We start from the raw sequence: 19700 nt of genomic DNA on the forward strand, positions 1-19700 counted from the left end.
TCCTCAGAAGCCGGTTGGGGTGCGGGTGTGCCAGTCAGTGTTGAGCTGATACTGGTGGGCAACGTTCAACAGGCGACCTTCCTGGAAATACGGGGCGAGCAGTTGCACGCCAACCGGCAGACCGTCGACAAAACCGGCCGGCATCGACAGGCCCGGCAGGCCGGCGAGGTTGGCGGTGATGGTGTAGACGTCTTCCAGGTACGCAGCGACCGGGTCGCTGTTCTTGGCGCCGAGCTTCCAGGCCGGGTTCGGCGTGGTTGGGCCGAGGATGATGTCGACCTCATTAAAGGCCGCCATGAAGTCGTTCTTGATCAAGCGACGGATCTTCTGCGCCTTGAGGTAATAGGCATCGTAGTAACCGGCGGACAGCGCGTAGGCACCGACCATGATCCGGCGCTGCACTTCCGCGCCGAAGCCTTCGCCACGGGAGCGCTTGTACAGGTCTTCCAGGTTTTTCGGGTCTTCGCAGCGATAGCCGAAGCGCACGCCGTCGAAACGCGACAGGTTGGAAGAGGCTTCCGCCGGGGCGATCACGTAGTACGCAGGAATCGCGTGCTGCATGTTCGGCAGGCTGATTTCCTTGATCACGGCGCCGAGCTTTTCCAGCTCCTTGATACTGTTGTGGATCAGTTCGGCAATGCGCGGGTCGAGACCGGCGCTGAAGTATTCCTTCGGCACACCGATGCGCAGGCCTTGCAGCGAGCCGTTGAGGCTGGCGCTGTAGTCCGGCACGGGTTCATCGATGCTGGTGGAGTCGTTCGGATCGAAGCCGGCCATACCTTGCAACAAAATCGCGCAGTCTTCGGCCGTGCGTGCCAACGGGCCACCCTGATCGAGGCTGGAGGCGTAGGCGATCATGCCCCAGCGTGAAACGCGACCGTACGTCGGTTTCAGGCCGGTGAGGTTGGTCAGGGCCGCCGGCTGGCGGATCGAACCGCCGGTGTCGGTGCCGGTGGCTGCCGGCAACAGACGAGCGGCCACCGCCGCCGCCGAACCACCGGACGAACCGCCCGGCACGTGTTCCAGGTTCCACGGGTTCTTCACCGCGCCGTAGTAGCTCGACTCGTTGGCCGAACCCATGGCGAATTCGTCCATGTTGGTCTTGCCCAGGGTCACGGCCCCGGCGGCGGCCAGCTTGGCGACGACAGTGGCGTCGTACGGTGCCTTGAAGTTGTCGAGCATCTTCGAGCCGCAACTGGTGCGAATGCCCTGGGTGCAGAACAGGTCTTTGTGGGCGATCGGCGCGCCGAGCAGGGCGCCGCTCTCACCATTGGCCCGGCGGGCGTCAGCGGCTTTCGCCTGCGTCAGCGCCAGGTCTTCGGTGAGGCTGATGAAACTGTTGAGCTGTGGATCGAGCTGGGCGATGCGCGCCAGCAGGACTTTGGTCAGCTCTTCGGAGGAAAACTTTTTATCGGCGAGTCCGCGGGCGATCTCGGCCAGAGTCAATTGATGCATTGCAGGCTCTTTCCCTTTAGTCGATGACTTTCGGAACCAGGTACAGGCCGTTTTCGACCGCTGGTGCGATGGACTGGTAGGCCTCGCGGTTATTGGTCTCGGTCACGACGTCCGCGCGCAGGCGCTGGCTGGCTTCCAGCGGGTGGGCCAGCGGTTCGATACCGTCGGTATTGACCGCCTGCATTTCGTCGACCAGCCCGAGAATGCTGTTGAGGGCCGAAGTGATGTGTGGAAGATCGGCATCATTGAGGCCCAGACAGGCCAGATGAGCGATTTTTTCCACGTCGGAGCGTTCTAGCGCCATTGGGATTCTCCAGTGGAAAACAAAACGGACCGCGTCCGTGTGTTAGATTGTCGGAACACTACCGCACTTCTACGGTCATAAGGCCGCGATTGTGGGGCTTGGTGCACAGAAAAGCGTCCAATTTAACATATTGGCGCCTTGCCCAAAATCCCTGTCGTTGTTAGAGTTTGCCGCACTTTTTTACCCACGCGTTGCCTAGGGTCCCTTTCCCATGTTCAAGAAACTGCGTGGCATGTTTTCCAGCGATCTTTCCATTGACCTGGGCACTGCCAACACCCTTATTTACGTGCGCGAGCGCGGTATCGTCCTGAATGAGCCCTCCGTTGTGGCCATTCGGACACACGGTAACCAGAAAAGTGTCGTTGCTGTCGGCACCGAAGCCAAGCGCATGCTCGGCCGTACTCCGGGCAACATTGCTGCCATTCGTCCGATGAAGGACGGCGTGATCGCCGACTTCAGCGTGTGCGAAAAAATGCTGCAGTATTTTATCAACAAGGTTCACGAAAACAGCTTTCTGCAGCCTAGCCCGCGCGTGTTGATCTGCGTTCCATGCAAATCCACCCAGGTTGAGCGTCGCGCCATCCGTGAATCGGCCCTTGGTGCCGGTGCCCGTGAAGTGTTCCTGATCGAAGAGCCAATGGCCGCTGCGATCGGTGCCGGCCTGCCGGTTGAAGAAGCCCGCGGCTCGATGGTCGTGGATATCGGTGGCGGTACCACCGAAATCGCGCTGATCTCCCTGAACGGTGTGGTTTACGCCGAATCCGTACGCGTTGGCGGCGATCGCTTCGACGAAGCGATCATCACCTACGTGCGTCGCAACTACGGCAGCCTGATCGGTGAGTCCACCGCCGAGCGCATCAAGCAGGAAATCGGTACGGCCTACCCGGGTGGCGAAGTTCGCGAAGTCGACGTTCGTGGCCGTAACCTGGCCGAAGGCGTTCCACGTGCATTCACCCTGAACTCCAACGAAGTGCTGGAAGCTCTGCAAGAGTCCCTGGCAACCATCGTTCAGGCCGTGAAAAGCGCCCTGGAGCAATCGCCTCCGGAACTGGCTTCCGACATCGCCGAGCGCGGCCTGGTACTGACCGGTGGTGGCGCCTTGCTGCGTGACCTGGACAAATTGCTGGCCCAGGAAACCGGTCTGCCGGTGATCGTTGCCGAAGACCCGCTGACCTGCGTTGCTCGCGGCGGTGGCCGTGCATTGGAAATGATGGATAAACACACCATGGATCTGCTTTCCAGCGAATAAGTTGCCGGATCGCTTCTATGCTGTTGAGCGCGCAGGCGGCACTTTGCAGTGCTGCCTGTTCGCGTTTATCTTCTGTCAGTCTGCATCCAGGCCGGATTGCTGCCGTATGAATAAACAGAACATTTGCCTGGGAGGAGCGGCTTATTAAACCGCTTTTCACCAAGGGCCCTTCACTGGGCGTGCGCCTGTTGGTGCTGGTCGTGCTATCGGTCGCGCTGATGGTGGTCGATGCCCGTTTCAGTCTGCTCAAGCCTGCACGCAGCCAGATGTCGCTGGTGCTGATGGACGCCTACTGGATCACCGACCTGCCCGGACGACTCTGGGAAGGCGTTGCCAGTCAGTTTGGCAGCCGGACCGAACTCGTCGCCGAAAACGAAAAACTCAAGACCGAGAACCTGCTGTTGCAGGGGCGCATGCAGAAGCTTGCCGCCCTGACCGAGCAGAACGTTCGGCTGCGCGAGTTGCTCAACTCTTCGGCACTGGTCAACGAGAAGGTCGAAGTGGCCGAGTTGATCGGCATGGACCCCAACCCCTTCACCCATCGCATCATCATCAACAAAGGTGAGCGCGACGGCGTGGTCCTCGGTCAGCCGGTACTCGACGCCCGCGGCCTGATGGGCCAGGTGGTCGAGTTGATGCCCTACACCTCCCGTGTCCTGTTGCTGACCGACACCACCCACAGCATTCCGGTGCAGGTGAACCGTAACGGTTTGCGGGCGATTGCCAGCGGCACAGGCAACCCGGAGCGCCTCGAGTTGCGGCATGTGGCCGATACCGCCGACATCAAGGAAGGCGACTTGCTGGTCAGCTCCGGTCTCGGTCAGCGTTTTCCGGCCGGGTACCCGGTGGCGACGGTCAAGGAAGTGATTCACGATTCCGGCCAGCCGTTTGCCATTGTCCGAGCCGTTCCGACCGCCGCCTTGAATCGCAGCCGCTACCTGCTGCTGGTGTTCAGCGACAACCGGACTGCCGAAGAGCGCGTCAACGCTGCCGCCCAGGCCCAGGAAAGCCTGGATGCACAGGGCGGTGGGCCGACCATGCCGGCGACGGTTCCTAAGCTGGTCAGCCCCGCGGTCCCCGCTGCACCGGCCGCCGCACCGGCGATACCTGCCACGGCGGCGCCTGCAGCGACTGCCCCCGCCAAGCCAGCCACCACGCCAGCCAAGCCTGCGGCCACGCATCCTGCGGCGGCTAAACCGCCGGCGGCGCAACCCGCTGCCGCGAAGCCTGCCGCCAAACCGCCAGTCTCCGCGCCGGCCACTCCAGTGGGAAGAGAATAATGGGCGGTGTAAAAGCATCCCGAAACGGCTGGATAGTCTGGCTGACGTTCGCCGTCGGTCTACTCCTCAGCGTTTCGCCTTTGCCGCAATTCATGGAAATCCTGCGCCCGCTGTGGCTGGCCCTGTTGCTGGCATTCTGGGCGTTGAACCTGCCGCAGACCGTCGGGATGGTGACGGCGTTCTGCCTGGGGCTGGCTGAAGACGTGCTCTACGGTACCTTGCTGGGTCAGAATGCCTTGATCCTGACGCTCATCACCTATCTGGTGCTGGCGCTGCAACAACGCCTGCGGATGTTCCCGATGTGGCAGCAGAGCCTGGTGATCCTGGTGATCTTCGGCCTCGCCCAGCTTGTACAACTCTGGCTCAGTGCCTTGACCGGCAATCGTCAGCCGACGCTGGCGTTGGTATTGCCGGCACTGGTCAGTGCATTGCTCTGGCCCTGGATCAGTTTCGGTTTGCGCGGATTGCGTCGACGCTACAAAATCAATTAATTCGCTCAGGCATTAGACAGGGAGAGGTCTTGATGAAACGGTTGTACCTCGCCTCTGGCTCGCCACGCCGGCGTGAATTGCTCACGCAGATCGGCGTTCCGTTCTCCGCCGTCAGTGCGGACATCGATGAAACTCCTATAGATCAAGAATCCCCGTCGGCCTATGTCGAGCGTCTGGCGCGCGGCAAGGCCGAGGCCGGGCGCGGCAGCGTCGTGTCTGACGAACCGTTCTGCGTGCTCGGCGCCGATACCGCCGTGGTGCTCGATGGAAAAATTCTCGGCAAACCGGTTGATCAAGCGGATGCCTGCGCCATGCTGATGATGTTGTCAGGGTGTGAGCATGAAGTCCTGACTGCGATTGCGGTGCTTGATGGCGAACGCTGCGAGTCCCGGGTTGTCACCAGTCTCGTGCGCTTTCGGGATATCAGTCGCGATGAAGCCGTGGCCTACTGGGCCAGCGGTGAACCACAGGACAAGGCGGGCGGTTATGGCATTCAAGGACTGGGTGCGGTGTTTGTCGCCGGGCTCAATGGAAGTTATTCAGCGGTGGTCGGACTACCGCTTTGCGAAACCGCGGAACTGCTCGGCCATTTCGGCATACCCTGTTGGCAAACCCGGAACGCACACTAAGCAACGTTCTGAACAGATGCGGCCATTATCGTGAACATGCCTGAACGAGACCCTGCCATGAGTGAAGAGATCCTGATCAACATCACGCCGATGGAGTCGCGCGTGGCGGTGGTCGAAAACGGTGTCCTGCAAGAGGTCCACGTCGAGCGTACGCAAAAGCGCGGGATCGTCGGCAACATCTATAAAGGCAAAGTCGTGCGGGTATTGCCGGGGATGCAGGCGGCATTCGTCGATATCGGCCTGGATCGTGCGGCGTTCATTCACGCGTCGGAAATTTCCCTGCGCGAAGGCCCGGCGGTCGAGAGCATCAGCGCACTGGTGCACGAAGGCCAGAGCCTGGTGGTGCAAGTGACCAAGGACCCGATCGGTTCCAAAGGCGCACGCCTGACCACCCAGCTGTCGATCCCTTCACGCTACCTGGTGTACATGCCGCGCACGGCCCATGTCGGGATATCCCTGAAGATCGAAGACGAAGCCGAGCGCGAACGTCTCAAGCAAGTGGTCACCGATTGCGTGGCCAAGGAAGGTATCAAGGAGGCTGGCGGTTTCATCCTGCGTACGGCAGCCGAAGGCGCCGGCGCCGATGAAATCCTCATGGACATCCGTTACCTGCGAAGGCTCTGGGATCAGATCAGCGCCCAGATCAAAACCATCAGCGCGCCCAGCGTGATCTACGAAGACCTCGGTCTGGCGCTGCGCACCCTGCGTGACCTGGTAAGCCCGAAGATCGAGAAGATCCGCATCGACTCCCGGGAAACCTTCCAGAAGACCACGCAATTCGTCGCCGAATTGATGCCGGAGATTGCCGACCGTCTGGAGCATTACCCGGGCGAGCGGCCGATTTTCGACCTGTATGGCGTCGAAGACGAAATCCAGAAGGCCCTCGAACGCAAGGTCCCGCTCAAGTCCGGCGGATATCTGGTGGTCGACCCTGCGGAAGCCATGAGCACCATCGACGTCAATACCGGGGCGTTCGTCGGCCATCGCAACCTCGAAGAAACCATCTTCAAGACCAACCTCGAAGCCGCGACGGCCATCGCCCGTCAATTGCGCCTGCGCAACCTCGGCGGCATCATCATCATCGACTTCATCGACATGGAAGATGAAGAGCACCAGCGCCAGGTGCTGCGCACGCTCGAGAAGCAACTGGAACGCGATCACGCCAAGACCAACATCATCGGTATCACCGAGTTGGGCCTGGTGCAGATGACCCGCAAGCGCACCCGCGAAAGCCTTGAACAGGTCTTGTGCGAGCCGTGCAATGCCTGTCAGGGGCGCGGCAAGCTCAAGACGCCGGAAACAGTGTGCTACGAAATCTTTCGCGAAATCCTGCGTGAGGCTCGCGCCTATCAGGCGGAGGGCTATCGTGTATTGGCCAACCAGAAAGTTGTCGACCGCCTGCTCGATGAAGAGTCGGGCAACGTCGCCGAGCTGGAAGGGTTTATCGGGCGCACCATCCGTTTCCAGGTCGAAACCATGTATTCCCAGGAACAATACGACGTGGTGCTGCTCTGAAGCATTTCGTATTGATTATTCCAGAATGGCTGGCCTCGGCTTTTTGCAAAACTTTTGCCATGGGGGCCATCTGACATGGACCGTCTGACACGCATTTTGGCCGCACTGACCCGCTGGGGTCTGGGCCTGTGCGCGTTGGTTTTGGTGTTGATGGCGCTCTACGTCAGCCTTGGCCGGGAACTGACTCCGCTGGTCGCCGAGTACCGTGCCGATATCGAAACCAAAGCCAGCGATGCCTTGGGCATGCCGCTGCAAATCGGCGAACTGGAAGGCAACTGGAGTGGATTCGCCCCCATATTGATGGCGCACGACGTGACCGTCGGCGAGGGCGCCAATGCCCTGCACCTGGATCAGGTGCGCGCGGTGCCGGACCTTTGGGCCAGTCTGCTGGCGCGTGAGGTACGCATCGCTCATCTGGAACTCAGTGGCCTGAAGATCAGCGTCAAGGAGGGCGACGATGGTCAATGGGCGCTGGAAGGTTTGCCGATGCAACAGGATCAACCGGTCGATCCGCAACAGTTGCTCAATCGCATGCAGATGATCCAGCAACTGTCGGTACTCGACAGCCAGGTGACCTTGCAGCCCTTTGCACGGTCGCCGCTGACCCTGACCTACGTCGGCCTGAATCTGAAAACCGGTGCGTCGCGGCAGCGTCTCGACGCCCGCCTGACCCTGCCCGACGGCCAGCCTGTGGCCATGAGCCTGCGTACCCGCATTCGAGCCAGTCAATGGCAGGACGGTGAAGCCGAGTTCTACCTGAGCCTGCCGCAAAGCGACTGGTCGAAGTGGCTGCCCGAGCGCGTCAGCCAGCAATGGAATTTCTCCGAGATCAAGGCCGGCGGCGAGCTTTGGCTGACCTGGGGCAAAGGCGTCTTGCAAAGCGCTGCAGTGCGCTTGAACGCGCCACAACTCAAGGGCGCCTACGCCGAGCGCAAGCCGATCCAGATCAACAACCTGGCGCTCAATGGTTACTTCCAGCGCAGTGCCGAAGGCATGCAGGTGACCCTGGATTCCCTGGCAATGAATCTGGGCGACGTCCGCTGGGAAACGCATTTGCAGCTCAAGCAAAGCGCCGCCACCGACAAGACCGAAGAACTCTGGCATCTACAGGCCGACCGGGTCGACCTGACCCCGCTCACGCCGCTGCTCAATGCCCTGGCGCCGTTTCCGCAAGGCTTTGCCACCGTTGTCGAGCGGCTCAAGGTGCAGGGCGGACTGCGCAATGTATTGATCGACGTGCGACCCAATGCCACCGACGACAGCAAGTTCAGCTTTGCCGCCAACCTCGACCAGGTGGGTTTCGATGCCTATCACGGTGCGCCGGCGGCGCGAAATGTCAGCGGCAGCATCAGCGGTGACCTGGGGCACGGCGAGCTGCGCATGGACAGCAAGGACTTCATGCTGCACCTGGACCCGATTTTCGCCAAGCCATGGCAGTATATTCAGGCTAACGCGCGGCTGACCTGGAAACTCGATAAAGAAGGTTTCACCCTGATTGCGCCGTATCTGAAGGTGCTGGGCGAGGAGGGCAAGATTGCCGGCGACTTCCTGATTCGCCTGCATTTCGATGACTCCCAGGAAGACTACATGGACCTGCGGGTTGGCCTGGTGGACGGTGACGGTCGCTACACCGCCAAATACCTGCCGACGGTCCTCAGCCCGGCGCTGGATGAATGGCTGCGTACGGCGATTCTCAAGGGCGCGGTGGACCAGGGCTTCTTCCAGTATCAAGGGTCGCTCAGCCACGGTGCCGCAGACGTCGATCGCAGCATCAGCCTGTACTTCAAGGTTCACGATGCCGAACTGGCCTTCCAGCCGGGCTGGCCCCATGTCAGCAAGGTCAGCGGCGATGTGTTTGTCGAAGACAGCGGCGTGCGGATCCTGGCCAGCAAAGGCCAATTGCTCGATACCCAGGTCAGGGATGTTTACGTCAACATCCCCCATGTGCCTGCCGGGCAGAACGTTCATTTGTTCCTCGATGGCGGATTTGCCGGTGGTTTGGGCGATGGCCTGAAAATCCTTCAGGAAGCGCCAATCGGCACTGGGGCGACCTTTGCCGGCTGGGAAGGCGAGGGTGAGCTGACAGGCAAGTTGAAGCTGGATATTCCGCTGGCAAAAGGCGAGGAACCGAAGATCCTCGTCGACTTCAAGACGGCCAAGGCTCGCTTGAAACTCGCCGAACCGGTGCTGGAGCTGACCCAGCTCAAAGGTGACTTCCGTTTCGACAGCGCCAAAGGCCTGAGCGGGGAGCACATCAGCGCCCGGGCATTCGACAAGCCGGTCACCGCACAGATTTTTGCCGATGGCAGCCCCGGTAAGCTCAATACCCGGGTGACCGCGTCGGGCCAGGTCGAGGTGAAGAAATTGACCGAATGGCTGAAGGTGACCCAGCCTCTGCCGGTGAGTGGCGTGATCCCTTATCACCTGCAACTGACCCTCGCTGGCCCCGACAGCCAATTGCTGGTCAACTCCAACCTCAGGGGCGTGGCGGTCGATTTGCCTGCGCCCTTCGGCATGGCCGCCGATGCCGGGCGCGACACGATGTTTCGCATGACGTTGCAGGGCGACGAGCGGCGCTATTGGGTCAACTACGGGGATCTGGCGAGTTTCACCTTTGCGGCCCCGGCCAACAATTTCGCCGACGGTCGCGGGGACTTGTTCCTCGGCGGCGGCGAGGCTGTGTTGCCGGGCACCAAAGGCCTGCGAGTACGGGGCGTGTTGTCGGAACTGGACGTAGGCCCGTGGAAGGATCTGGTGGATAAATACGCCGGGCAGGACCCCGGCGGCAGCGCCAAGCAATTGCTCAGCGGTGCGGATTTCAAGGTGGGCAAACTCAGCGGTATCGGCACCACGCTCGATCAGGCTTCGATCCAGCTGGCGCGCAAACCCTCCGCCTGGGCGCTGCAACTCGACAGCCAGCAGGTCAAGGGCAGCGCCAACCTGCCCGATTCGAAGGCCACGCCAATCGCGATCAATCTGCAAACCGTGCGCCTGCCGGCACCGGACCCGACCGTACTGGCCGATGAGAACTCGCCGGACCCGCTGGCGTCGGTGGACCCGACGAAAATCCCCGCGATGGACATCGCGATCAATCAGTTATTCCAGGGCCAGGATCTGGTCGGTACCTGGTCGCTGAAGGTTCGCCCGACGCCCAGGGGCATTGTGTTCAACTCGCTGGATCTGGGACTCAAGGGCATGCTGCTGGTGGGCAGTGGTGGCTGGGAAGGCGTACCCGGCGCCAGCAACAGCTGGTACAAGGGCCGCATCAGCGGCAAGAACCTGGCCGATGTGCTCAAGGGCTGGGGCTTTGCGCCGAGCGTCACCAGCAAGGACTTCTATATGGATGTCGATGGCCGCTGGCCCGGTTCGCCGGCGTGGGTGGCGACCAAGCGTTTCTCCGGCTCGCTCGATGCGACACTCAATCAGGGCCAGTTCGTCGAAGTCGAAGGCAGTGCCCAGGCGCTGCGGGTATTTGGTTTGCTCAACTTCAACTCCATCGGCCGGCGCCTGCGCCTGGATTTCTCCGACCTGTTCGGTAAAGGCCTGAGTTATGACCGGGTCAAGGGGCTGCTGGTCGGGACGAATGGTGTGTATGTCACCCGTCAGCCGATCCAGCTGACTGGCCCATCGAGCACTATCGAACTCGACGGCACGCTGAACATGGTGGCCGATCAGATCGATGCGAAACTGATGGTGACCTTGCCGGTGACCAATAACCTGCCGATTGCCGCGCTGATCGTCGGCGCACCGGCGGTTGGCGGGGCGTTGTTCCTGATCGACAAGCTGATCGGTGACCGGGTCTCTCGTTTCGCCAGTGTGAAGTACACCGTCAAAGGGCCGTGGAAAGAACCGAAAATCACCTTCGACAAGGCTTTTTGAAAAACCATTTTCCAGACCTATGGAGTAGCATGGCCGTACGGTTCACCTGTAGGAGCTGCCGCAGGCTGCGATCTTTTTACCTTTATTTTTCAAGATCAAAGATCGCAGCCTGCGGCAGCTCCTACAGGAACGCATTGTTTCAATAGGGAAAAGGCCATGTCTGTAGCGGTGATTCAAATGGTCAGCCAGAGCGATGTGCTGGCCAATCTGGCCCAGGCCCGTCGACTGCTCGAACAAGCAGCCGCTGGCGGTGCGAAACTCGCGGTATTGCCGGAAAATTTCGCCGCCATGGGCCGGCGCGACGTTTCCGACATCGGGCGCGCCGAAGCCTTGGGCGAAGGCCCGATCCTGCCCTGGTTGAAACAGACCGCACGCGACCTCAAGTTATGGATAGTGGCCGGCACATTGCCGTTGCCGCCGGTGGATCAGCCGACGGCGAAGGCGCATGCCTGTTCGTTGCTGGTCGATGACCAGGGCGAAACGGTGGCGCGCTACGACAAGCTGCACCTGTTCGATGTGGATGTGGCGGACAATCGTGGCCGTTACCGTGAATCCGATGACTATGCTTATGGCAGCGCAGTCGTCGTGGCGGACACACCGGTCGGTCGGGTCGGCCTGACGGTTTGCTATGACCTGCGCTTTCCCGAGCTGTACAGCGAACTGCGCGCTGCCGGCGCGGAGCTGATAACCGCTCCCTCGGCCTTCACGGCGGTGACCGGAGCGGCGCATTGGGATGTGCTGATTCGTGCGCGAGCCATCGAGACCCAATGTTATGTGCTTGCGGCTGCCCAGGGCGGCACGCATCCGGGACCGCGGGAAACCTTCGGGCATGCCGCCATCGTCGACCCGTGGGGCCGTGTGCTGGCACAACAGGATCAAGGCGAGGCCGTGCTGCTGGCCGAACGCGACAGCAGCGAACAGGCGTCCATCCGGGCGCGGATGCCGGTGTCCAGTCACCGGCGCTTTTTCTCGCAGGGCGCCCAGCGGCCTGCATCAGAAACACGAATTTAAGGCGTAAAGCATATGAGCGAGTTGTTGTCCTCAGTCAGTGAACACCTGCTGGCGCCCGGTGGCGTCACGATCGAGAGCCTGCAAGGCGTGCTCGGCGATCTGGCCGGGCCGGGCATCGATGCTGCCGACCTGTATTTCCAGGGGCAGATCTCCGAGTCCTGGGCGCTGGAAGACGGCATCGTCAAGGAAGGCAGCTTCAACCTTGACCAGGGTGTTGGCGTGCGTGCGCAATCGGGTGAGAAAACCGGTTTTGCCTACAGCAATGCCATCACCCTTGAAGCCCTGGGCGCGGCGGCGCGTGCCGCCCGTTCGATTTCCCGGGCCGGGCAGCACGGTACGGTGCAGGCATTCACCAGCCAGGATGTCGCGCAGTTGTATGCGCCGGACAACCCCCTGGAAGTCCTGACCCGTGCCGAAAAGGTCGATTTGCTCAAGCGCGTCGACGCCGCGACCCGCGCCCTCGACCCACGCATCCAGCAGGTCACCGTGAGCATGGCCGGTGTCTGGGAGCGGATTCTGGTGGCGTCCACCGACGGCGGCCTGGCGGCGGATGTACGCCCGCTGGTGCGTTTCAACGTCAGCGTGATCGTCGAGCAGAACGGTCGCCGCGAGCGCGGCGGTCATGGCGGTGGCGGCCGGACCGATTACCGCTATTTCCTTGGTGAAGACCGCGCAATGGGTTATGCCCGTGAAGCGTTGCGCCAGGCGCTGGTCAACCTTGAAGCCATTCCGGCGCCTGCCGGTACCTTGCCGGTGGTACTCGGCTCCGGCTGGTCGGGCGTGCTGCTGCACGAAGCCGTCGGTCACGGTCTGGAAGGCGACTTCAACCGCAAGGGCAGTTCGGCTTATAGCGGTCGCATGGGCGAGATGGTTGCCTCCAAGCTATGCACCATCGTCGATGACGGCACCCTGGCCGGTCGTCGCGGTTCGCTGAGCGTCGATGACGAAGGCACCCCGACCGAGTGCACCACGCTGATCGAAAACGGCGTACTCAAGGGCTACATGCAGGACAAGCTCAACGCCCGTCTGATGGGTGTGGCGCGTACCGGTAACGGTCGTCGCGAGTCTTATGCGCACCTGCCGATGCCGCGCATGACCAACACCTACATGCTCGCCGGCGAAAGCGATCCGCAAGAAATCATCGCCTCGGTGAAACGCGGCATCTATTGCGCCAACCTTGGCGGCGGTCAGGTGGACATCACCAGCGGCAAGTTCGTGTTCTCCACCAGCGAGGCGTACCTGATCGAGGACGGCAAGATCACCGCTCCGGTCAAGGGTGCGACCCTGATCGGCAATGGGCCGGAAGCCATGAGCAAGGTGTCGATGGTCGGTAATGATCTGTCGCTGGACAGCGGCGTGGGCACATGTGGCAAGGATGGGCAGTCGGTGCCGGTGGGTGTCGGCCAGCCAACGCTGAAGATTGATGCGATCACCGTGGGTGGCACGGGGTCGTAAGGAGATACACCGCCTTTGTAGGAGCTGCCGAAGGCTGCGATCTTTTGATCTTTAAAAAGCAAAGATCGCAGCCTTCGGCAGCTCCTACAAGGGCTGCGATGACTTAACGCAGTCCGCGTTGAGTCTCGTCCAGCTCACGGATGTACTTGAAGATTTTACGGCTGGAAGCAGGAGGCTTGTTTTGCGCAACCTCATGCTGGGCCTGACGGATCAGGGAGCGCAGTTGCTGGCGATCCGCGTCGGGATATTCGACGACGAATTTTTCCAGTACGGCGTCGTCACCGGCAATCAGACGATCGCGCCAGCGTTCCAGGTTATGGAAGCGTTCGTTGTATTGACGGGTGGAGGCATCGAGTTGATCGAGCAGAACCAGAATCGCGTCAGTGTCCTGATCGCGCATCAGTTTGCCGATGAACTGAAGGTGCCGTTTACGCGCGATGTTCGCGGTGTGCTTGGGCGCATCGGCCAGGGCCCGGCGCAATCCGTCGGTCAATGGCAGTTTGTTGAGCAAGTCAGGCTTGAGCGTTGTAAGGCGCTCGCCGAGGTCAACCAGAGCATGCAGCTCGCGTTTGACCTGGGATTTGCTTTTTTCTCCCGTATCGAGGGAGTCGTCGTAAGAATCAACCATGGTGGCAGTCCGCAAAGAAACGCCGCCATGATAACCAGTCGGGGGCCGCTTGTCCGGCCCGGTCGCTCGATGACCGTTACCGAAAGCAGAATTTGAGTGGAGAACAGCATGAGTGCAGTTGAAAGCGTCGGCCCACAAGCATTGCCGGCACTGCAGGAACAGGTCGAGCAGATCATCGCTGAAGCCAGGCGCCAGGGGGCCAGCGCCTGTGAAGTGGCCGTCTCCCTGGAGCAGGGCCTTTCGACGTCGGTGCGCCAGCGTGAAGTCGAAACGGTCGAGTTCAATCGCGATCAGGGTTTTGGCATCACCCTGTACGTAGGCCAGCGCAAGGGCTCGGCCAGCACCTCGGCCAGCGGTCCGGAAGCGATTCGCGAAACGGTGGCCGCGGCTCTGGCTATCGCCAAACACACCTCGGAAGACGAAGCCTCGGGCCTGGCCGATGCCGCGTTGATGGCGCGGGATCTTCAGGATTTCGACCTGTTTCACCAGTGGGACATCACGCCGGAGCAAGCCATCGAGCAGGCCCTGGTCTGTGAAGCCGCGGCGTTTGCCGCCGACAGCCGGATCAAGAACGCCGACGGTACCACCCTCAGCACCCATCAGGGTTGCCGCGTTTATGGCAACAGTCACGGGTTTATCGGTGGTTATGCTTCAACTCGCCACAGCCTCAGCTGCGTGATGATTGCCGAAGCGGACGGCCAGATGCAGCGTGATTACTGGTACGACGTGAACCGTCAGGGCAACTTGCTGGCCGATCCGGTGAGCATCGGCCAGCGTGCCGCGCAACGGGCGGCAAGCCGTCTGGGCGCGCGCCCGGTGCCGACCTGCGAGGTGCCGGTGCTGTTTTCCGCAGAGTTGGCGGGTGGCCTGTTCGGCAGTTTCCTGTCGGCGATTTCCGGCGGCAGCCTGTATCGCAAGTCGTCGTTCCTTGAAGGCACGCTGGGGCAGAAGCTGTTTCCGGAGTGGCTGACCATCGACGAGCGCCCACACTTGATGCGTGCCATGAGCAGTGCGGCGTTCGATGGTGATGGTCTGGCAACCTACGCCAAACCGTTCGTCGAAAAAGGCGAGTTGGTGTCGTACATCCTCGGCACCTACTCCGGCCGCAAGCTCGGTATGCCGAGCACCGCCAATGCCGGCGGCGTGCACAACCTGTTCGTCACCCATGGCGAAGAAGACCAGGCGGCCTTGCTGCGGCGCATGGGGCGCGGGCTGTTGGTGACCGAGCTGATGGGGCAGGGCCTGAACATGGTGACCGGTGACTATTCCCGCGGCGCGGCGGGTTACTGGGTCGAGAACGGCGAAATCCAGTTCGCGGTCCAGGAAGTGACCATTGCGGGCAACATGCGCGACATGTTCAAGCAGATCGTGGCCGTGGGTAATGATCTTGAGTTGCGTAGCAACATTCGTACAGGCTCGGTGCTGATCGAGCGGATGACGGTGGCGGGCAGTTAAGCCTCCCCGTTACACAAAAGGCGCGCCACCCATTGGGTGGCGCGCTTTTTTTTGACTACAACACAGATCCCCTGTGGGAGCGGGCTTGCTCGCGAAGGCGGTGTGTCAGTTGAAGTGATGTTGACTGACACTCCCTCTTCGCGAGCAAGCCCGCTCCCACAGGGGGTAACCTGTCTCCATGGCTTGTTTTGGTTCTCATTATCATATAATAATAAATCTCATTACCGAATGAGCCCGGATCATGAGTAGTGTCTTGCACGAGCTGCCTTACCTCGAAAGCTGGCGCTGGATGAGTCGCCAGATCCGTTGCGCGATGAATCCCGACGAGCCTCGCCTGATCGACCACTACCTGGCCGAAGGCCGGTATCTGGCGGCCTGCACGGCAACCTCACCCTGGACCGTCGCCGAAACTTCCTTCCGTTTGTTACTCGACACCGCCGCTGATGTCGCGCTGCCGTGGCATTGGCGCACGTACTGTCTCGACCAGGCCTGGCGCCCGCTGCGCGAACTGGAGCGCCTTTCTCTTTGCAAATGCCGCCTCAAGCGCTGGCAGAGCTACACCTGGCAACTGGCGACGAGCGAGTTGCAACCCTCGATTCCTCTCATAGAACTGGTGCAAGGATCTACAGATGACCAAGACACGTATTGAGCGCGACAGCATGGGCGAGCTTCAGGTCCCGGAAGACGCCCTCTACGGCGCACAGACTCAACGTGCGGTGGATAACTTCCCGATCAGCGGCAAGCCGATGCCCGTGCAGTTCATTCGCGCGCTGATCCTGGCCAAGGCCGCGGCGGCCCGCGCCAACATCGAGCTCAAGCAAATCGGCGAAGCCCAGGGCAAGGCCATTGTCGATGCGGCCCAAGGCCTGCTCGAAGGCGATTTCATGCAGCACTTTCCGGTGGATGTCTTCCAGACCGGTTCGGGCACCAGTTCCAACATGAACGCCAACGAAGTGATCGCCACGCTGGCCAGCCGCTTGCTCGGCGAGGCGGTGAACCCCAACGATCACGTCAACTGTGGCCAAAGCAGCAACGACATTATTCCGACCACCATCCACGTCAGTGCGGCGCTGGCGTTGCATGAGCAATTGTTGCCGGCGCTGACGCACCTGGTGCAGGTCATCGAGCGCAAGGCCGGGCAGGTTCATCACCACGTCAAGACCGGGCGTACGCACCTGATGGACGCGATGCCGGTGCGCATGAGTCAGGTGCTCAACGGTTGGGCGCAACAGCTCAAGGCCAACATCGGCCTGCTGCAAGGTTTGCAGCCAAGCCTGCAATCCCTGGCCCAGGGCGGCACGGCGGTGGGTACGGGCGTCAACGCCCACCCCGAGTTCGCGGCGCGCTTCAGCCAGCAGCTGAGCACATTGACCCGGGTTCAGTTCCAGCCAGGCAAGGACCTGTTCGCGCTCATTGGCTCTCAGGACACCGCCGTCGCGGTCTCCGGGCAACTGAAGGCGACTGCCGTGTCGCTGATGAAAATCGCCAACGACCTGCGCTGGATGAACTCCGGCCCGCTGGCCGGCCTTGGCGAGATCGAACTGGAAGCCTTGCAACCGGGCTCTTCGATCATGCCGGGCAAGGTCAACCCGGTCATTCCGGAGGCTACCGCAATGGTCGCGGCCCAGGTTATCGGCAACGACAGCGTGATCACCATCGCCGGTCAGTCGGGCAACTTCGAACTGAACGTGATGCTGCCGATCATCGCGCTGAACCTGCTGAGCAGTATCGAGTTGCTGGCCAACTCCAGCCGCCTGCTGGCGGACAAGGCGATTGCCAGCTTCAAGGTCAATGAGGGCCAGATCAAGGAAGCGTTGTCGCGCAACCCGATTCTGGTCACCGCGCTCAACCCGATCATCGGTTACCAGAAAGCTGCCGAGATTGCCAAGAAGGCCTATCAGCAAGGTCGGCCGGTGATTGACGTCGCGCTGGAACACACCGACCTGTCGCGCGGCCAGCTGGAAGAATTGCTCAACCCGGAAAAACTCACCGCGGGCGGCGTGTAAGCCCCGCTGCCGCTTTGGAGGCGCACCATGGAGCACTGGAAACGCACGATCGAAAGAGCCAATCGCTTTTTCATGCAGGGTGAACTGGTCGATGCCCGCGAGGCGTGTCTGCAGGCATTAGCCCTGGCCCAAGTGCTGTTCGAGCGCTGGGCGGATGCCGACGAAGCGGTGGCAGCTTGCGTGATTTCCCATCACAACCTGGCGGACCTGCACTTGCGCCTGAACCAGCCGGAGGAGAGCGCCGAATACCTGTGTGCCATCCATCAACGGCTGTTGCAGACCATGCAGGACCCGCGACTACCACAAACATTGCGTGAAGCCGCGTTGCGCCAGAGCAGCAAGACCTACGTCGAGCTGCTGAATTTCATCAGTGAGCACGGCGAATATCCGCGTACCCATCGACTGTTGCACATCGATGCCGCTTCGCCTGTGCCTCATCATCATGGAGTCCATTGATCATGGCTTTTAGCTTGCCTGCCTTGCCCTACGCCTACGACGCCCTGGAACCGCACATCGATGCGCAGACCATGGAGATCCACTACACCAAACATCACCAGACCTACATCAACAACCTCAACGCGGCCGTCGAGGGCACCGAGTATGCCGAGTGGCCCGTGGAGAAACTGGTGTCTGCCGTTCAGCAATTGCCGGAAAAACTGCGCGCGGCGGTGATCAATCAGGGAGGCGGCCACGCCAACCATTCGTTGTTCTGGGAGGTCATGACGCCCGGCGGCGGAGGGAAACCCGAAGGCGCGCTGGCCAAGGCAATCGACGAGCAATTGGGCGGACTCGACAGTTTCAAGGAAGCCTTCACCAAGGCGGCGTTGACCCGCTTCGGCAGTGGCTGGGCCTGGCTCAGCGTCACTGCGCAAAAGACTCTGGTGGTGGAAAGCAGCGGTAACCAGGACAGCCCGTTAATGAGCGGCAATACGCCGATTCTGGGACTCGACGTCTGGGAGCATGCCTATTACCTGCGCTATCAGAACCGCCGTCCTGAATACATCAGCGCGTTCTACAACGTGATCAATTGGCCGCAAGTCGCTGCGCGCTATCAGGCCGCACTGGTTTAAGTCTTCTGTAAAAACAATCCAGGGCTGGAATATGGGCACTGAAACACTGGCGATCGGAAGTGGACGGATGTTTCGTTACGCGTTTGGATCGCTGTTACTGCTGGCGGGCATGAGTCTATTGGTTGCCCATGGATTGGCATGGCTCGACCTTGAGCCGAGGTTGCTGCGCGCACTGCAGGGCGGTGCGATCTGCGCCCTGGGTACCGCGCTGGGTGCGGTTCCGGTGTTGGTGATTCGGCGCATGCCGCAGGTGCTCAGCGATACTTTGCTTGGCTTTGGCGCTGGCGTGATGCTCGCGGCGACGGCATTTTCGCTGATCGTCCCGGGCATCTCTGCCGCCGAAGGGCTTGGACTGTCGCCTTGGGCGTCCAGTGGGCTGATCAGCTTCGGCATTATGCTCGGTGCGTTCGGCTTGTTCCTGGTGGATCGGAAGGTCTCCGGCGTCAGCCCGGACAGGCTGGTCGGTACCCTGGAGCGCCCGGTCATTGCTCCGCGCATCTGGTTGTTCGTGTTTGCCATCATCGCCCACAACATCCCGGAAGGCATGGCGGTTGGTGTTTCTGCCGGCGGCGGCATGCCTGAAGCCGACAGCCTGGCCATGGGCATTGCCTTGCAGGACGTGCCGGAAGGGCTGGTCATCGCCTTGGTACTGGCCGGGGCAGGGATGTCTCGGGTCAAGGCGTTCCTGATCGGTGCCGCATCAGGGTTGGTCGAGCCGGTGTTCGCGCTGTTGTGTGCCTGGCTTGTGAGCCTGGCCGAGCTGCTGCTGCCTTTGGGGTTGGCACTGGCGGCGGGGGCGATGTTGCTGGTGGTGACCCACGAAGTCATTCCCGAATCGCGCCGCAATGGTCATGACAAGCTTGCCAGCCTCGGGCTGCTGATGGGGTTCTGTTTGATGATGGTGATGGATACGGCGCTGGCCTGAACAGATCGCAGCCCTGTAGGAGCTGCCGAAGGCTGCGATCTTTTGATCTTGATCTTGTCCTTATTCGCCTTCGTCGAAGAAGTTGTTGATCAACGCTACCAGCGCTTCCAGGGCTTCCTGTGCCTGCTCGCCTTCTGTGCTCAAGTGAATCGTGGTGCCTTTGCCGGCGGCCAGCATCATCATCGCCATGATGCTTTTGCCATCGACCATGGACTCTGGTGTTCGACCGGCCCGGATCTGGCACGGGAACTGACCCGCGACCCCAACGAATTTTGCAGACGCCCGGGCATGCAGACCCAGCTTGTTGATGATTTCGATTTCCAGAGCAGGCATCGCGATGTGAATCCT

At 61.1% G+C, this 19700-nt stretch carries 18 protein-coding genes; 14 read left to right on the plus strand and 4 right to left on the minus strand.

Annotated features, from left to right (window positions below):
* Window positions 1-3: 3 nt before the first annotated feature.
* Together gatA and gatC are read right to left on the minus strand one after the other, a co-directional pair.
* Complete coding sequence (gene gatA / locus KW838_RS10865) at window positions 4-1455, minus strand: Asp-tRNA(Asn)/Glu-tRNA(Gln) amidotransferase subunit GatA (protein WP_007976467.1); 1452 nt, start codon at window positions 1453-1455, stop codon at window positions 4-6.
* A gap of 16 nt (window positions 1456-1471) precedes the next feature.
* Window positions 1472-1759, minus strand: a complete 288-nt coding sequence (gatC, locus tag KW838_RS10870) for an Asp-tRNA(Asn)/Glu-tRNA(Gln) amidotransferase subunit GatC (protein ID WP_007976465.1) — start codon at window positions 1757-1759, stop codon at window positions 1472-1474.
* Between the two features lie 211 nt (window positions 1760-1970).
* Between gatC and mreB the strand changes: the two genes are divergently transcribed.
* The 8 genes from mreB to tldD all read left to right on the plus strand — a co-directional run bounded on the left by mreB (window position 1971) and on the right by tldD (window position 13268).
* Window positions 1971-3008 carry a rod shape-determining protein MreB gene (mreB, locus tag KW838_RS10875; protein ID WP_002555108.1) on the plus strand — a complete coding sequence of 346 codons (1038 nt, stop codon included), beginning with the start codon at window positions 1971-1973 and terminating at the stop codon, window positions 3006-3008.
* Between the two features lie 143 nt (window positions 3009-3151).
* Complete coding sequence (gene mreC / locus KW838_RS10880; RefSeq protein ID WP_102702302.1) at window positions 3152-4288, plus strand: rod shape-determining protein MreC; 1137 nt, start codon at window positions 3152-3154, stop codon at window positions 4286-4288.
* Window positions 4288-4779 carry a rod shape-determining protein MreD gene (gene mreD / locus KW838_RS10885; RefSeq protein ID WP_007970244.1) on the plus strand — a complete coding sequence of 164 codons (492 nt, stop codon included), beginning with the start codon at window positions 4288-4290 and terminating at the stop codon, window positions 4777-4779. Before mreC ends, mreD begins: the two co-directional genes overlap by 1 nt.
* A 32-nt stretch (window positions 4780-4811) precedes the next feature.
* Entirely contained in the window at window positions 4812-5408 is a 597-nt protein-coding gene (locus KW838_RS10890) for a nucleoside triphosphate pyrophosphatase (protein WP_218501077.1), read from the plus strand.
* Window positions 5409-5465: 57 nt separating this feature from the next.
* On the plus strand, window positions 5466-6923 hold the full coding sequence (gene rng, locus KW838_RS10895; protein ID WP_007970246.1) for a ribonuclease G: 1458 nt from the start codon (window positions 5466-5468) through the stop codon (window positions 6921-6923).
* A gap of 75 nt (window positions 6924-6998) precedes the next feature.
* Window positions 6999-10802, plus strand: a complete 3804-nt coding sequence (locus KW838_RS10900; RefSeq protein WP_218501078.1) for a YhdP family protein — start codon at window positions 6999-7001, stop codon at window positions 10800-10802.
* Window positions 10803-10958: 156 nt separating this feature from the next.
* Window positions 10959-11813 carry a carbon-nitrogen hydrolase family protein gene (locus KW838_RS10905; protein WP_102702299.1) on the plus strand — a complete coding sequence of 285 codons (855 nt, stop codon included), beginning with the start codon at window positions 10959-10961 and terminating at the stop codon, window positions 11811-11813.
* 12 nt (window positions 11814-11825) lie between these two features.
* Window positions 11826-13268, plus strand: a complete 1443-nt coding sequence (gene tldD / locus KW838_RS10910; RefSeq protein ID WP_007970251.1) for a metalloprotease TldD — start codon at window positions 11826-11828, stop codon at window positions 13266-13268.
* Between the two features lie 103 nt (window positions 13269-13371).
* On the opposite strand, the gene yjgA is transcribed toward tldD, so the two are convergent.
* Window positions 13372-13896: a ribosome biogenesis factor YjgA gene (yjgA, locus tag KW838_RS10915; protein ID WP_007970253.1), complete on the minus strand. Its 525-nt coding sequence runs from the start codon at window positions 13894-13896 to the stop codon at window positions 13372-13374.
* 108 nt (window positions 13897-14004) lie between these two features.
* Between yjgA and pmbA the strand changes: the two genes are divergently transcribed.
* The 6 genes from pmbA (at window position 14005) to KW838_RS10945 (ending at window position 19352) form a co-directional block, all read left to right on the plus strand.
* Window positions 14005-15351: a metalloprotease PmbA gene (pmbA, locus tag KW838_RS10920; protein WP_218501079.1), complete on the plus strand. Its 1347-nt coding sequence runs from the start codon at window positions 14005-14007 to the stop codon at window positions 15349-15351.
* 241 nt (window positions 15352-15592) lie between these two features.
* Complete coding sequence (locus KW838_RS10925; RefSeq protein ID WP_102702548.1) at window positions 15593-16000, plus strand: FagA protein; 408 nt, start codon at window positions 15593-15595, stop codon at window positions 15998-16000.
* Window positions 15981-17357, plus strand: coding sequence for an aspartate ammonia-lyase (locus KW838_RS10930; RefSeq protein WP_218501080.1), 1377 nt, complete (start codon window positions 15981-15983; stop codon window positions 17355-17357). The genes KW838_RS10925 and KW838_RS10930 overlap by 20 nt, the downstream gene beginning before the upstream one ends.
* 27 nt (window positions 17358-17384) lie before the next feature.
* On the plus strand, window positions 17385-17813 hold the full coding sequence (locus KW838_RS10935) for a hypothetical protein (RefSeq protein WP_218501081.1): 429 nt from the start codon (window positions 17385-17387) through the stop codon (window positions 17811-17813).
* A 2-nt stretch (window positions 17814-17815) separates the two neighbouring features.
* Window positions 17816-18427, plus strand: coding sequence for a superoxide dismutase (locus tag KW838_RS10940; protein ID WP_102702545.1), 612 nt, complete (start codon window positions 17816-17818; stop codon window positions 18425-18427).
* 31 nt (window positions 18428-18458) lie between these two features.
* Window positions 18459-19352, plus strand: a complete 894-nt coding sequence (locus tag KW838_RS10945; protein WP_102702544.1) for a ZIP family metal transporter — start codon at window positions 18459-18461, stop codon at window positions 19350-19352.
* 60 nt (window positions 19353-19412) lie between these two features.
* Here the strand turns inward: KW838_RS10945 and KW838_RS10950 are convergent, their stop codons facing one another.
* Window positions 19413-19685, minus strand: coding sequence for an HPr family phosphocarrier protein (locus tag KW838_RS10950; RefSeq protein ID WP_218501082.1), 273 nt, complete (start codon window positions 19683-19685; stop codon window positions 19413-19415).
* Between the last annotated feature and the right edge of the window lie 15 nt (window positions 19686-19700).

The organism is Pseudomonas sp. PDM27, from assembly GCF_019219205.1.
GTDB lineage: Bacteria > Pseudomonadota > Gammaproteobacteria > Pseudomonadales > Pseudomonadaceae > Aquipseudomonas > Aquipseudomonas laurylsulfatiphila.